The organism is Pseudomonas sp. PvP089, assembly GCF_017875165.1.
In the GTDB taxonomy this organism is placed as follows: domain Bacteria; phylum Pseudomonadota; class Gammaproteobacteria; order Pseudomonadales; family Pseudomonadaceae; genus Aquipseudomonas; species Aquipseudomonas fortuita.
In genome coordinates, this window is the sequence record NZ_JAGGME010000001.1 from 1,400,715 (window position 1) to 1,414,591 (window position 13,877).

17 protein-coding genes are annotated in these 13,877 nt (G+C 60.8%); 6 read left to right on the top strand and 11 right to left on the bottom strand.

The genetic code is table 11. The features are described 5' to 3' along the window. Positions 1–3 precede the first annotated feature (3 nt). Positions 4–2,112 carry a molybdopterin-dependent oxidoreductase gene (locus tag J3A71_RS06375; protein ID WP_209952717.1) on the top strand — a complete coding sequence of 703 codons (2,109 nt, stop codon included), beginning with the start codon at positions 4–6 and terminating at the stop codon, positions 2,110–2,112. A gap of 91 nt (positions 2,113–2,203) precedes the next feature. Beyond that, entirely contained in the window at positions 2,204–2,539 is a 336-nt protein-coding gene (gene grxD / locus J3A71_RS06380) for a Grx4 family monothiol glutaredoxin (RefSeq protein WP_016488783.1), read from the top strand. Positions 2,540–2,596: 57 nt separating this feature from the next. Here grxD and bfr read toward each other — a convergent pair whose 3' ends face one another. After that, on the bottom strand, positions 2,597–3,070 hold the full coding sequence (bfr, locus tag J3A71_RS06385) for a bacterioferritin (RefSeq protein WP_016488782.1): 474 nt from the start codon (positions 3,068–3,070) through the stop codon (positions 2,597–2,599). 201 nt (positions 3,071–3,271) lie between these two features. After that, entirely contained in the window at positions 3,272–3,490 is a 219-nt protein-coding gene (locus tag J3A71_RS06390; protein ID WP_016488781.1) for a bacterioferritin-associated ferredoxin, read from the bottom strand. A gap of 224 nt (positions 3,491–3,714) precedes the next feature. Between J3A71_RS06390 and J3A71_RS06395 the strand changes: the two genes are divergently transcribed. Further along, positions 3,715–4,317 carry a peroxiredoxin gene (locus tag J3A71_RS06395; RefSeq protein WP_012273884.1) on the top strand — a complete coding sequence of 201 codons (603 nt, stop codon included), beginning with the start codon at positions 3,715–3,717 and terminating at the stop codon, positions 4,315–4,317. Positions 4,318–4,476: 159 nt separating this feature from the next. Here the strand turns inward: J3A71_RS06395 and rnt are convergent, their stop codons facing one another. Both rnt and pyrC read right to left on the bottom strand, forming a co-directional pair. Beyond that, positions 4,477–5,151 (bottom strand): ribonuclease T, encoded by a 675-nt coding sequence (rnt, locus tag J3A71_RS06400; RefSeq protein WP_023048364.1) that lies wholly within the window; start codon positions 5,149–5,151, stop codon positions 4,477–4,479. Beyond that, positions 5,148–6,194, bottom strand: a complete 1,047-nt coding sequence (gene pyrC / locus J3A71_RS06405; protein ID WP_016488778.1) for a dihydroorotase — start codon at positions 6,192–6,194, stop codon at positions 5,148–5,150. The genes rnt and pyrC overlap by 4 nt, the downstream gene beginning before the upstream one ends. A 130-nt stretch (positions 6,195–6,324) precedes the next feature. On the opposite strand from pyrC, the gene J3A71_RS06410 reads away from it, so the two are divergent. Further along, entirely contained in the window at positions 6,325–7,278 is a 954-nt protein-coding gene (locus J3A71_RS06410) for an OmpA family protein (RefSeq protein WP_060520017.1), read from the top strand. Positions 7,279–7,463: 185 nt separating this feature from the next. Then, the gene (locus tag J3A71_RS06415; protein ID WP_016488776.1) at positions 7,464–8,681 is read left to right on the top strand and encodes an argininosuccinate synthase; all 1,218 of its coding nucleotides are present in this window, start codon (positions 7,464–7,466) and stop codon (positions 8,679–8,681) included. A gap of 70 nt (positions 8,682–8,751) precedes the next feature. Here J3A71_RS06415 and J3A71_RS06420 read toward each other — a convergent pair whose 3' ends face one another. Continuing rightward, positions 8,752–9,234 carry a hypothetical protein gene (locus J3A71_RS06420; RefSeq protein WP_016488775.1) on the bottom strand — a complete coding sequence of 161 codons (483 nt, stop codon included), beginning with the start codon at positions 9,232–9,234 and terminating at the stop codon, positions 8,752–8,754. Positions 9,235–9,603: 369 nt separating this feature from the next. Here J3A71_RS06420 and J3A71_RS06425 point away from each other — a divergent pair, with 369 nt between their 5' ends. Continuing rightward, on the top strand, positions 9,604–10,227 hold the full coding sequence (locus J3A71_RS06425; RefSeq protein ID WP_016488774.1) for a response regulator transcription factor: 624 nt from the start codon (positions 9,604–9,606) through the stop codon (positions 10,225–10,227). A gap of 55 nt (positions 10,228–10,282) precedes the next feature. Here J3A71_RS06425 and J3A71_RS06430 read toward each other — a convergent pair whose 3' ends face one another. From J3A71_RS06430 to J3A71_RS06455, 6 genes are all read right to left on the bottom strand, one after another. Then, entirely contained in the window at positions 10,283–10,459 is a 177-nt protein-coding gene (locus tag J3A71_RS06430; RefSeq protein ID WP_016488773.1) for a hypothetical protein, read from the bottom strand. Between the two features lie 103 nt (positions 10,460–10,562). After that, the gene (gene nth, locus J3A71_RS06435; RefSeq protein WP_016488772.1) at positions 10,563–11,201 is read right to left on the bottom strand and encodes an endonuclease III; all 639 of its coding nucleotides are present in this window, start codon (positions 11,199–11,201) and stop codon (positions 10,563–10,565) included. Between the two features lie 4 nt (positions 11,202–11,205). Beyond that, a complete protein-coding gene (locus J3A71_RS06440; protein WP_096426690.1) occupies positions 11,206–11,730 on the bottom strand; it encodes an Rnf-Nqr domain containing protein in 525 nt (174 codons plus the stop codon). Then, positions 11,723–12,325, bottom strand: coding sequence for an RnfABCDGE type electron transport complex subunit G (locus J3A71_RS06445; protein WP_016488770.1), 603 nt, complete (start codon positions 12,323–12,325; stop codon positions 11,723–11,725). Before J3A71_RS06445 ends, J3A71_RS06440 begins: the two co-directional genes overlap by 8 nt. Then, complete coding sequence (locus tag J3A71_RS06450) at positions 12,322–13,296, bottom strand: RnfABCDGE type electron transport complex subunit D (RefSeq protein WP_023048366.1); 975 nt, start codon at positions 13,294–13,296, stop codon at positions 12,322–12,324. The genes J3A71_RS06445 and J3A71_RS06450 overlap by 4 nt, the downstream gene beginning before the upstream one ends. Next, entirely contained in the window at positions 13,293–13,841 is a 549-nt protein-coding gene (locus tag J3A71_RS06455) for an Rnf-Nqr domain containing protein (RefSeq protein ID WP_060520019.1), read from the bottom strand. Before J3A71_RS06455 ends, J3A71_RS06450 begins: the two co-directional genes overlap by 4 nt. Between the last annotated feature and the right edge of the window lie 36 nt (positions 13,842–13,877).

The window sequence follows — 13,877 nt, forward strand, 5'->3', positions numbered from 1 at the left end:
GCCATGACCAAGACCCTGCATCACCGTGCCTGTCACCTGTGCGAAGCAATCTGCGGGTTGAACATCGAAGTCAGCCATGAAGCTGACGGGCAGGCGCTAATCAGCTCGATCAAGGGCGACCCCCAGGACCCGTTCAGCCGTGGCCACGTCTGCCCCAAGGCCGTCGCCTTGCAGGACATCCAGAACGACCCTGACCGCCTGCGCCAGCCCCACAAGCGGGTAGGGGAGCGTTGGCAGGCCATCGGCTGGGACGAGGCCTTTGCCCTGGCCGCCGAAAAGTTGTGGGCGGTCCAGCAGGCTCACGGGCGCAATGCCGTGGCGGTCTACCAGGGCAACCCAAGCGTGCACAACTACGGTTTGATGACCCGCAGCAACTACTTCCTCGGCCTGCTCAAGACACGCAACCGTTTCTCGGCCACCTCGGTGGACCAACTGCCACAACACCTGGTCAGCCACCTGATGTATGGCCATGGCCTGCTGCTGCCGATTCCGGATATCGACCACGCCGACTTCATGCTGATTCTTGGCGGCAACCCGCTGGCCTCCAACGGCAGCATCATGACCGTGCCCGATGTGGAAAAGCGCCTCAAGGCCCTGCTTGGCCGGGGCGGGCGCCTGGTGGTGGTGGACCCTCGGCGCAGCGAAACGGCGGCCATGGCCGATACCCACCTGTTTATCCGCCCGGGCGGAGATGCGGCCTTGTTGTGCGGCCTGCTCAACACCCTGTTCGAGGAAGGCCTGGCGCAAGGTTCGCACTTGCCGATCAACGGCCTGCAGCAGGTGCGCGAAGCGCTTGCACCGTTCAGCGCCGAAGCCATGAGCACGCACTGCGGTATTGCCGCCACGCAGATTCGCCAGCTGGCACGGGACTTCGCCGCGGCAGAAAAAGCCGTTTGCTATGGCCGCATGGGCGTTTCGACCCAAGCCTTCGGCACCCTCTGCCACTGGCTGGTGCAACTGATCAACCTGGTAACCGGCAACCTCGACCGTGAAGGCGGCGCTTTGTGCACCGAGCCCGCTGTCGACCTGGTGGCTGCCACCTCCGGCGGCCATTTCAACGCCTGGCAGAGCCGGGTGTCGGGCTTGCCCGAGTACGGCGGCGAGCTGCCTGTGGCGGCCCTGGCCGAAGAGCTGCTTACACCGGGCAAAGGGCAGGTTCGCGCCTTGGTGACAGTGGCCGGCAACCCGGTGCTGTCCACGCCTAACGGCCGTCAGCTGGATGCGGCACTGCAAGGCCTGGAGTTCATGCTCAGCATCGACCTCTACATCAACGAAACCACGCGCCATGCCGACCTGATCCTGCCGTCCACGTCGTCGCTGGAAAACGACCACTATGACAGCACCTTCAATTTGCTGGCCGTGCGCAACGTCACCCGCTTCAACCGGGCGATTCTGGCCAAGCCGGACGGGGCGTTGCACGACTGGGAGATCTTCGTCGGCCTGGCCCAGGCGTTTGCCAGGCGTGCCGGGCTTGAATTGAAGCCGACCTTGGCACCTGCGCAGATGATCGATCTGGCCTTGCGCAAGGGGCGCTATGGCCAAGCAACACCTTGGCGCCTTTCCCTCGCAACACTGGACGATCATCCGCACGGCCTGGACCTGGGCCCTTTACGCAGCAACCTTGCTGCACGCCTGGCGACTGCCAGTCAGGCTGTCGAAGCCGCACCCCAGGTGTTGCTGGACGACCTGCGCCGCCTGACGCAACTGGCACCTCCTGTACCGGGTGAACTGCTGCTGATCGGCCGCCGCCATGTGCGTAGCAACAACTCGTGGATGCACAATTTCCACCGTCTGGTGAAAGGCAAACCACGGCATCAGCTGTTGATGCACCCGCAAGACTTGCAGCAACGGCAACTACAGGACGGCCAGCGGGTGCGTATCCGCTCGCGTACGGGTGATCTCGAAGTCGAGGTGCAAGCCTGCGAGGACATGATGCCCGGTGTGGTCAGCCTGCCCCATGGCTACGGTCATGCTCGTCAGGGTGTGCACCTGCAGATCGCCCAGGCGCAAGCCGGCGTGAGTGCCAACGACCTGACCGACGAGCGCTTTCGCGACCCGGTGTCCGGCAACGCTGCGCTCAATGGCGTACCTGTGCAGGTGGAGGCCGCGTAAGGAACAGTAAGGCCGAGCACGCTGCTCGGCTTTCCGTTACAATGCGCCACCGTGCCGACAACAGCGTCGCAAAGTTAAGCCGAGGTGCTACATGGATATCATCGAAACGATCAAAGAGCAGATTGCCAACAACACCATTCTGCTTTACATGAAAGGCTCGCCGAATGCCCCGCAGTGCGGGTTCTCGGCCAAGGCATCGCAAGCTGTGATGGGTTGTGGCGAGAAGTTCGCCTACGTCGACATCCTGCAGAACCCGGAAATCCGTGCCAACCTGCCCAAATATGCCAACTGGCCGACCTTCCCGCAGCTGTGGGTAGCCGGCGAGCTGGTTGGCGGTAGCGATATCATGCTGGAAATGTTCCAGAACGGCGAGCTGCAGACCCTGATCAAGGACGCTGCTGCCAAAGCCAAGGCTTCCGAAGCCTGATTTTCCGGCAAGCATAAAAAAACCCGCTGATCGCGGGTTTTTTTATGGGGCGAATATTTACTCTTCGCCCATCTGCGACTGCAGATAATTTTCGATGCCGATCTTGTCGATCAGACCCAGTTGGGTTTCCAGCCAGTCGATATGCTCTTCCTCGGATTCGAGGATATCTTCGAGCATGTCACGCGAGCCGAAGTCGCCAGCGGTTTCGCAATGGGCAATGGCTGCCTTCAGGTCGGCCAGGCCTTTCTTTTCGAGCTTCAGGTCGCACTCGAGCATTTCCTTGGTGTGCTCGCCGATCAGCAGCTTGCCCAGGTCCTGAACGTTGGGGATGCCTTCGAGGAAGAGAATACGCTTGATCAATTTGTCAGCGTGCTTCATCTCGTCGATGGATTCCTTGTACTCGTGCTTGCCGAGTTTGTTCAGGCCCCAATCTTCATACATGCGTGCGTGCAGGAAGTACTGGTTGATCGCGACCAGCTCGTTTCCGAGGATCTTGTTGAGATGCTGGATGACGCTTACGTCGCCTTTCATTTCGGGTTCCTGCCCTGTAGAAGTGTGCCAATACAGTGAAGTTTGAGCCCGATACTTAAGAGTGTCAAACCTAAGTTATTGAATAATAAGTGAAAATTAATAGGAATAAGAATGTTTGTGAACCGCGTTGGAGCGCTAACTTATTGAATTTAAGGCATAAAAAAACCGGACACAGGGTCCGGTTTTTGGAATCAGGGGCTTTCAGGCTGCGGTAAATTCCACGGGGTAGGGCAGGGCTGCCTGGCTGACCTGCAGCTCGGTCAGGGTCTCGCGGACCACTTCCTTGGCCAGGCAGGCGCATTTGCCACACTGGCTTGCGACATTGGTCGCGGCTCGCACTTCCTTGTAACTGCAGCATCCTTCATAGATCGCATCGCGGATCTGTCCGTCGGTGACGCCGACACAAAGACACACATACATAAGGGCTGACCATCGCGGGTTGAGTCGATGGATGGGAGCTTAATGTGAATGAGAATGCTTGTCAAAGTGCTTTCTAAAAAGGCCGTGCTTGAGCGACCGGTGGTTGTCTGCCTGATGGATTCGGCCTGTCATCAGAAGCCGTGTATGATGGTCGGCCTTTGTTGGATGTCGGGCAAGCCCGTCTGGCCCGGCAAACGGTTTTTCACCCTCATCAGGAGATTACAATGAGCGTACTCGTTGGTAAGAAAGCCCCCGATTTCACCGTTCCAGCCGTGCTGGGCAATGGCGAGATCGTCGACAGCTTCAACCTGGCTTCGGCCATCAAGGGCAAGTACGGCCTGGTGTTCTTCTACCCGCTGGACTTCACCTTCGTCTGCCCGTCCGAGCTGATCGCCCTGGACAACCGCATCCCTGACTTCCAGGCGCGCAACGTCGAAGTGATCGGCGTGTCGATCGACTCGCACTTCACCCACAACGCCTGGCGTAACACCCCGGTCAACAACGGCGGCATCGGTCAGGTGAAGTACACCCTGGCTGCCGACATGACCCACGAAATCTGCAAAGCCTACGACGTAGAGTCCGAAGGCGGCGTGGCCTTCCGTGGCGCCTTCCTGATCGACACCAACGGTGTTGTACGCTCGCAGATCATCAACGACCTGCCACTGGGCCGTAACATGGACGAGCTGCTGCGCTTGGTCGACGCCCTGCAGTTCCACGAAGAGCACGGCGAAGTCTGCCCTGCCAACTGGAAAAAAGGCGACAAAGGCATGAACGCTTCGCCAGAAGGCGTTGCTGCCTACCTGAGCGAGAACGCCGGCAAGCTGTAATTGCCGCTCGCATAAAAAAACCGGCCCTCGTTGGCCGGTTTTTTTATGCCGTTCTGTGCCGGCCTCTTCGCGGGCGCGCCCGCTCCCTCCGATTCTCTGCATGCCTGACGGCAAAGGTGAACCTGTGGGAGCGGGCATGCCCGCGAATGCTTTTGCAGCTCAATCGTTGAAGTCGCGCCAGCCGCCCATCTCTTTCCAGCGGTTGACGATGCCGCAGAACAGCTCGGCCGTCTTCTCGGTGTCATAACGCGCCGAGTGCGCCTCACGCCCGTCGAAGTCGATGTCCGCGCTCTGGCAGGCACGCGCCAGCACGGTCTGGCCATACGCCAAGCCCGCGAGGGTAGCGGTGTCGAAGCTCGAAAACGGGTGGAACGGATTGCGCTTCAGGTCGTTGCGCGCCACCGCCGCATTGAGGAAGCCCAGGTCGAAGCTGCTGTTGTGGCCGACCAGGATCGCCCGCTTGCAGCCATTGGCCTTGAGTGCCTTGCGTACACCGCGGAAGATATCGGTCAGCGCGCTTTCCTCGCTAACAGCCATGCGCAGCGGGTGGTCCAGCTTGATGCCGGTGAACTCCAGCGCGGCGGCTTCGATATTGGCGCCCTCGAACGGTTCCACTCGGTGGAAGTAGGTGTGCTCGGGGAACAGGAAGCCTTTCTCGTCCATGCCGATCGTGACGGCGGCAATTTCCAGCAGCGCATCGGTGGCGCTGTTGAAACCACCAGTCTCCACATCCACCACCACCGGCAGGTAGCCGCGGAAGCGCTCGGCCATCGGGTGGCGCGAACCGCTGCTGCCCTGGGTGTCCATGTCGTCTTCGTAGAGGTCTTCGCTCACGCGTTTTCCTCCAGCAGGCGCCAACGTAGTTTTTCACCGGCGCGCAGCGGGATCACGGTCTGCTCGCCAAACGGCAGGCTGTCCGGGGCGGTCCATTCTTCACGCACCAGGGTAATGGTGTCGGTGTTCGCTGGCAGGCCGTAGAAGGCAGGACCGTGCAAGCTGGCAAAGCCTTCGAGCTTGTCCAGCGCGTTACGCTGTTCGAACGCTTCGGCGTACATCTCGATGGCCGCGTATGCGGTGTAGCAACCGGCGCACCCGCAGGCGGCTTCCTTGGCGTGACGGGCGTGCGGTGCCGAGTCGGTGCCCAGGAAGAACTTCGGGTTGCCGCTGGTGGCCGCGTCCAGCAGCGCCACCTGATGGGTGTTGCGCTTGAGGATCGGCAGGCAGTAGAAGTGCGGGCGAATGCCGCCAACCAGCATGTGGTTGCGGTTGTACAGCAGGTGCTGTGCAGTGATGGTCGCGCCGACGTTGGCCGGGGCCTCGGTGACGAACTGAGCGGCATCGCCGGTGGTGATGTGTTCGAACACCACTTTCAGCGTCGGGAAGCGCTCGACCAGACGACGCATGTGCTCGTCAATGAAGCGCTTCTCGCGGTCGAACACGTCGATCTCGCTGCGGGTCACTTCGCCATGCACCAACAGTGGCATGCCGACTTCCGCCAGCGCCTCGATGGCCGGGAAGATGTTGTCGATGCTGGTCACGCCCGAGTCGGAGTTGGTAGTGGCGCCGGCCGGGTACAGTTTGGCGGCGTACACGATGCCGCTGGCCTTGGCCGCGCGGACATCCTCGGGGCTGGTGCGGTCGGTGAGGTACAGCACCATCAGCGGCTCGAAGCGGCTGCCGGCAGGGCGGGCGGCCAGGATGCGCTCACGGTAGGCACTGGCCTCGTCGGCATTACGCACCGGAGGAACCAGGTTTGGCATGATGATGGCACGGGCAAAAGTGCGCGCCACGTCGCCAACGGTGTGGGGCAGGACGGCACCATCGCGCAGATGGATGTGCCAGTCGTCGGGGCGCAGGAGGGTCAGGCGATCGGACATTGGGGATTCCAGGCGGGTCGAACTCAAGCCCCAATGCTACCGGAAAAGCCTGGGGCGAGCACGGCTATCAAGTTTTCCGGCCGGCGTCCGATAGCCTGCAGGTAAGCCGTCAGAATTTGTGGAGCCGCCCGTGCGCCAGCGTTACCTCACCCTGTTGACCCTGTTCGCCAGCCTGCCGGCCGGTGCACTGACTTTTCAGACGCGCATGGAAAATATTGCCTGGAAGGTCGAGGGCGACCCGTTCGAGTGCCGTCTGATCCAGCCGATAGAAGGTTTTGGTAGCGGTGAGTTCGTGCGTCGGGCAGGTGAACAGCCCGTTTTTCAGCTACGTTCGGACAACAATGTACTGGGTGCAGGTACAGCCAGCCTGCTGGCGGCGGCGGCGCCGTGGCAGCCTGGGCGGGGTGATATCAACCTGGGCAACGTGCGGATGGCCCGCACCGGTGTGCTGTTCAGTTCTTCCCAAGGCCAGGCCAGCCGCCTGATCAACGGCTTGCTCGACGGGCGTAGCACAGTGGTGCGCAACTACACCGGTGAGGCCGGAAGGCCAATGGAGGTACGCGTTCTGCCGGTCAGCTTCGCCAAGGCCTACAGCGACTATCTGGTCTGTGCCGGCAAGCTGCTGCCTATGAATTATGATCAGGTGCGCCAGACCCAGGTGGGTTTCCCCGGGGGCGGCACCGAGCTGGACGCGTCGGCGCGTGCACGGCTGGATGTGATCCTGGATTACATCAAAGCTGACCCGACGGTGAACCACATCGAGCTCGACGGCCACTCCGACAACAGTGGCAACCGCCTGACCAACCGAGACCTGTCGCGCCGTCGTGCGCTGGCTGTGGCTGATTACTTCAAGGCCCATGGATTGACTGAAGAACAGATCACGGTGCGCTTCCATGGCGAGCAGTACCCGTTGGTGAAGAACAACAGTGCGGCCAACCGGGCACGCAATCGCCGGGTAAACATCGAGCTGGATCGGGTTTCGGTGGTTGAGAAACCTGTGGAAAAACCGGCTGAGCCAGCGGCGCCTGCCCCCCCAGCACCAGCCAGCCCGGCTGCTGCCGCGCCGGGGGCGAAGGCACCCTGAGATCGGGGGGGGCCTTCAGGTGTTTGCCACGACATTTCCAGCGGCTGTGAGATGGTCATGCATACCCCCGTCGCCCTTCCGACAGTTCTTGTCGCTTTGTCGTCAGAAGCTGTCGCCCCACTGTAAATTTTTCCGCAAGGCCGTTAGAATCGACCCCTTTCCGTACAACCCCGTGGAGTGATGGCATGGCGGACGTAAAAAAGGTCGTACTGGCGTATTCCGGCGGCCTTGATACTTCGGTGATTCTCAAGTGGCTGCAGGATACCTACAACTGCGAAGTGGTGACCTTCACCGCTGACCTGGGTCAGGGCGAAGAGGTCGAGCCGGCCCGTGCCAAGGCCCAGGCAATGGGTGTTAAAGAGATTTACATCGACGATCTGCGCGAAGAGTTCGTGCGTGATTTCGTGTTCCCGATGTTCCGCGCCAACACCGTCTACGAAGGTGAGTACCTGCTGGGTACTTCCATTGCCCGCCCGCTGATCGCCAAGCGCCTGATCGAAATCGCCAACGAAACCGGCGCTGACGCCATTTCCCATGGCGCTACTGGCAAAGGCAACGACCAGGTTCGTTTCGAACTGGGTGCATACGCCCTGAAACCAGGCGTCAAGGTTATCGCCCCGTGGCGTGAGTGGGACCTGCTGTCCCGCGAAAAACTGATGGACTACGCCGAAAAGCATGGCATTCCTATCGAGCGCCACGGCAAGAAGAAGTCGCCGTACTCGATGGACGCCAACCTGCTGCACATCTCCTACGAAGGCGGTGTCCTGGAAGATACCTGGACCGAGCACGAAGAAGACATGTGGCGCTGGAGCGTCTCGCCTGAGAATGCCCCGGACCAGGCCACCTACATCGAGCTGACCTACCGTAACGGTGACATCGTTGCCATCGACGGCGTCGACAAGAGCCCAGCCACCGTTCTGGCCGATCTGAACCGTATCGGTGGTGCCAACGGCATCGGCCGCCTGGACATCGTCGAGAACCGTTACGTCGGCATGAAGTCGCGTGGCTGCTACGAGACCCCTGGCGGTACCATCATGCTCAAGGCCCACCGTGCCATCGAGTCGATCACCCTGGACCGCGAAGTCGCTCACCTGAAAGATGAGCTGATGCCGAAGTACGCCAGCCTGATCTACACCGGTTACTGGTGGAGCCCGGAGCGTCTGATGCTGCAGCAGATGATCGACGCCTCCCAGGTCAACGTGAATGGCGTAGTGCGCCTGAAGCTGTACAAGGGCAACGTCACCGTGGTCGGCCGCAAGTCGGACGACTCGCTGTTCGATGCCAACATCGCCACCTTCGAAGAAGATGGCGGCGCGTACAACCAGGCGGACGCTGCCGGCTTTATCAAGCTGAACGCTTTGCGCATGCGCATTGCTGCCAACAAGGGCCGTTCGCTGCTCTGATTGCTGGCGCGTGTCTTGAAAACCCCGGCTTAGGCCGGGGTTTTTTATGTGCTCAGAAAAGTTTGGGCATTCAGTGCTCGTCGTTCACGACGTGGCCATCAAGTGCACTGATGGACAGCTGCGCACATTGACGTCTGTCCAGGTTGCAAAAGCGCCAGGTTCGCGCCGGTAGGGGAGGTTGGGCAAGTGCAGAAAGCAGTTGCTGCTCCATCATGCGATTGGCGTCGGGGCCGGAAAACATGAATGTGACAGGCTCCCCTTGAACTGCTTCGCGGGCACCGTCGGCCATTGCAGGCGTGGCCACGCTATTTTCAGCCAGCGTGGTGCCGTTCGCCGCCCTGTCGGATGATGGACTGTAGAACGACTTGTAGTTGAAATTGAGCGTCAGGAAGAACAGCGCAGTCAGAAAGAATGGGAAACCCACCAGAAACCAGGTGTAGAGCTTCTGGCTAGACTCGCTAAGAAACGGAAGTGTGGCAAGGGCAGAGGCTTCGATTATCCCCGCGAAGATGGCAATGATCGTCAGCGGGGCGACAGGTTGTGCTTGGGTCATTTGGGCCGTCTCCAGCAGTTTTAGCCATCTTTACCTACCGTTGCGCTCAACTAAATACCGGATTGATTTCCGGGCGAGGAATAATCGCCAAATAGCCTGATAGCTCCGACTTTTCACCTTTTTCGAATTGGCTCTTTCTTCAATTGAGCGTCAGTTTTCAACTGGTGCGCACCTGCAGCCCAATGCTACCGTCAGTTTGGGAATAAAGATTTTAGTTGTTACAACTATCGCCGTTATTTGTAGGAAATTTCTCTAACTTATGTAGGTTTCATCTGCTCATGAGTTTCGCCGAGAATTCGCCGCGCCATCGGGCGCCCTGTCGGTTATCGTGGCGTGCCAAAGCAAAAATAATGAATCAATGGATATCGCATGAATAAAGTGCTTATCGTGGATGATCATCCGGTCATACGCCTGGCCGTGCGCATGCTGATGGAGCGGCATGGGTACGACGTCGTGGCGGAGACCGACAATGGGGTGGCTGCACTGCAACTCACTCGGCAACACTTGCCGGATATCGTGGTGCTCGACATTGGAATCCCCAGGCTGGATGGCCTGGAGGTTATTGCGCGCATGGCCACTTTCAGCCCAGGCAGCAAGGTGCTGGTGCTGACGTCGCAGGCTCCCGGCAACTTCTCGATGCGCTGCATGCAGGCGGGGGCATCGGGTTACGTCTGCAAGCAGCAGGAACTCACCGAGCTCCTGAGCGCTATCAAGGCCGTGTTGTCGGGTTACAGCTACTTCCCCAATCAGGCCCTCCATGCGTCGCGTGGCAGGGGAGGGGGGAGCGAGACGGATATGGTAAACCGTCTCTCGGCGCGCGAGATGACGGTGTTGCAACAGCTGGCGCGGGGGCGCTCGAACAAGGAAATTGCCGACAGCATGTTCCTCAGCAACAAGACGGTCAGCACCTACAAGTCCCGCCTGTTGCTAAAGCTCAATGCGCGGTCGCTGGTTGACCTGATCGAGCTGGCGCAGCGGCAAGGGCTCAACTGACTGCCGGCCCGCAAAGCCTCCATTCAGGAGGCTTTGCCAGTGCTCCGCAGCCGCACTACAGGTCGTAGTCGAAATCGGCCAGCTGCTTTTGCAGGCGCCGTTCTTCCAGCATGTTGTCGATGGTGCGGCGTTTGCTCAGGTTGGTCTTGGCGATCTCCACCTGGGGTTCCGCTTCATCTTCTGTGGCAACAAAATCATCTTCGATCGACAGTTCGTCTTTATCGGTGCTCATGAGTCGCTCCAAGCCAAGGGGCCATTGGCCGTCCTTATAACCAGAAAGCAGACGCCGGTAAAAAAGATTTTTTCAATCGCTCGAGTGGTTTCAAGCTATCGGCTCAATCGTCGCTGGTCTTATGCTTGTATTCGCACAAGTCCTCGATCCGGCAACTGCCACACCTTGGCTTGCGTGCCTGGCAGACATAGCGCCCGTGCAGGATCAACCAGTGATGGGCATCGAGCAGGTAATCCTTTGGCACGAACTTGACCAGTTTCTTCTCTACCTCCAGCACCGTCTTGCCTGGCGCAATGCCTGTGCGGTTGCTGACCCGGAAGATATGGGTATCCACGGCCATGGTTGGTTGGCGGAATGCAGTATTGAGCACCACGTTGGCGGTCTTGCGGCCAACGCCGGGCAGTGCCTCCAGGGCTTCGCGGGTCTGCGGCACCTGGCTGCCGTGCTGCTCTATCAGCATGCGGCAGGCTTCGATGACGTTCTTGGCCTTGCTGTTGTAAAGCCCGATGGTCTTGATGTATTCGCTCAGGCCCTCAACGCCCAGGGCATAGATGGCCTCCGGGGTGTTGGCGACAGGGAACAGGCGGGCGGTGGCCTTGTTGACGCCGACGTCGGTGGATTGCGCGGACAGCGTCACGGCGACCAGCAGTTCGAACGGCGTGGTGTAGGCCAGTTCGGTCTTCGGGTCGGGGTTGTCTTCGTGCAGCCTGCGAAAGATCTCCAGGCGTTTGGCGGCATTCATGAAATCAGCGCTTTCCTTGACGACGTGGGTGGGCGGGGCCCGGACGCAGGCGATTGTACAAGGCCAGCAGCAGTCCGAGCAGTAGCAGTGCGCCGGGGGCCAGGCTGGCCAGGTGCAGGCCGGCCAACTGGGCCAACCCTTGGCGGCTGGCACCGAGCAGCAGGCAGATGGCAAGCATGGCACCAAGGTGCCTGACCAGCAGGCGCCAGTGCCCCTGGCTGGGTAGCAGGTGGTCGTAAACCAGGCATTGCAGGCAAAGCAGCGCAGGATAGTGGCCCAGGGCAATGGCCAGTGGCAGTAGCCACGCACGCAGGGCCAGTTGCAGGCAACTGGCCAGGGCGGCCAACAGCAGCAGGCTTGCCAGCATGTACGCCCAGGTGGCCAGCCGCTGGCGCAAGGGCGCCAGCAGTAATTGGTGCAGCGTGCTCATCAGTATCGCGCACACGCCAATGGCGGCGCCCTCTCGCAGTGAGCCGGTGGCGCCAAGCACGGGCACAAGGCTTGCGGCCAGCCAGTAGACGCTATTCATGCGTGGGGGCCTCCAGCAGCAAGTTGCGCTGCTCATCGAAATAGCTCAGGCCTTCCTGCAACGCTGTGATCACTGCCCGTGAAGTCACGGTTGCGCCGGCCAGTTGGTCAAAGTCACCGTGGTCCCGCTTCAGCGCCCAGTGGTCGCCCAGCTGACGGTTGGCAAACTGCCCCAACCAGTGCACCTGCGGGTCTCCCAGGCGTGCGCCCAACCCTGGGGTTTCCTGCTGCTCGACCACTTGGCTACCGATCAGGCGGCCGTCTGTGCCGATGGCAATGCTCAGCACGATCGGCCCGGCATACCCTTGGGCTTGGGTGATCAGGATGATGGCGGTTGGCTCGCCTGCTCGCGTTGCGCGGTAAGCTGCCAGGATACGACTGTTTGGCCGCTGTGCGGCGGGCATGGCCAGGGGGGTGTCCAGTGGCTGGTTGTCGTAACTGCCTTCAGGCAGCACCGCCAGCCGCTGGCGGCTTTGCAGTTGCTTCTCGGCGCTGGCGACGGCAGTACTGGTCCATTGTCGCCATGCCAGCGTGACAGACACAGCCAGTGCCACGGTTAGCAGCAGCAGGCCTGCATCCCGCGCCAGGCGGCTCATCGGGTGGCCTGCTGATGCAGCAGGGCCAGGCGCTCAAGGCTCGGTGCCATGAGGTTCATCAGCAGGATGGCGAAAGCTGTGCCATCCGGGTAGCTGCCCCAAGTGCGAATCAGGTAGATCAGCAGCCCTGCTCCTAAGCCGAAGCCCAGCTTGGCCCACTCATTTTTTGGGCCGGAGACGGGCTCGGTGGCAATGAAGAACGCCGCCAGCATGGTCGACCCGGAGAACAGGTGCAGCAAAGGTGAGCCATTGGAATCCGACCCCGAACCGTTCCAGCCCAACAAACTGAACACGAACAGCCCTGCCAGCAAGCCCGCGGGCGCATGCCAGCTGATCACCTTGCGCTGCAGCAGGAACAGGCCGCCGAGCAGGAACGCCAGGTTGGCCCATTCGCTTTCCCTCCCGCCAATACTGCCAAAACCTGGGTGACTGGCGAATAGCTCATCAATGGTGAGGCTGCGGTTGTGGCGCAGGCCATCGAGCAGCGTAGGGCTGGCCCAGGCATCAATGTGCTCGCTACCCGCAAATGCCTGCTGCAGGCTTTCCATCAGGCCCGGTGCAGGCCCCGGCCAATGGTTCATGTGCAACGGGAAGCTCAGCAGTACAAAGGCATAACCGACCATGGCCGGGTTGAACAGGTTGCGGCCGACACCGCCAAAGGCCTGTTTGCCGATACCGATGGCAACGCTTGTGGCGACCACCGGCAACCACCATGGCGCCAGGGTAGGAAGTGCGCACGCCAGCAACACAGCGGTCACCAGAGCGCTGCAGTCGTCTAACGCCGGCTTCAGTGCTTGCCCGCGCATTGCCAGCAGCAGGGTTTCGCACAGCAAGGCGGCGCTGGTGCAGAGCAACAGGTTCACCAGAAAACCCCAGCCATGGAGCCACAGCAGCGTCAGCAGGCCAGGTACGCAGGCCAGCAAGACCAGGCCCATGCTGGTGCGTAGTCGCGGGTCAGGGCTGGTATTCATTGCGCAAACAACCCATTGAAACCGGAAAACGCCATGGCCATTACCCCGGCACCGATCAATTCGATGGGCAGGCCGCGCAGTACGCCGGGGATATCGGCATGGGCACTGCGCTGGCGCAGGTCGGCGAGCAAGGCCAGCGCCAGCCAGAAGCCGCCACCGCCCAGCAGGCCTAGCAGCAGTGTGGCTGGCCAGGTGCTGTCGTCGCTGGCCAGCCGCAGCGCCAGCCCCAGCGCTGCGCTGTTACTCAAGAGCAGTGCTGGCAACCCCGTTACGGGCCAGTTCGGGCGCCATTTGGCCAGCAGCCATGGCACGCCCCAGGCGAGCAGCGCCAGCCAGGGCAACAATACGAAAAGGGCAAGGTCGTGGATGTGCAATGGAGCAAGCACCCCTCGCACCAGCAACTGAGCACCGATCACGCCCAGCGCAATGCATAGCGCGCAGGCCAGGCCATGCACATGCAGGTGCAGCCTGGAGACTGATGGTTGCAGCAGGCACAGGTGATTGACCAGCGCGGCGCTGATCAGGACCAGGATGTAGTCGCTCATGAGATGACGATAGCCGGGAATCATGGTGATTGTCCG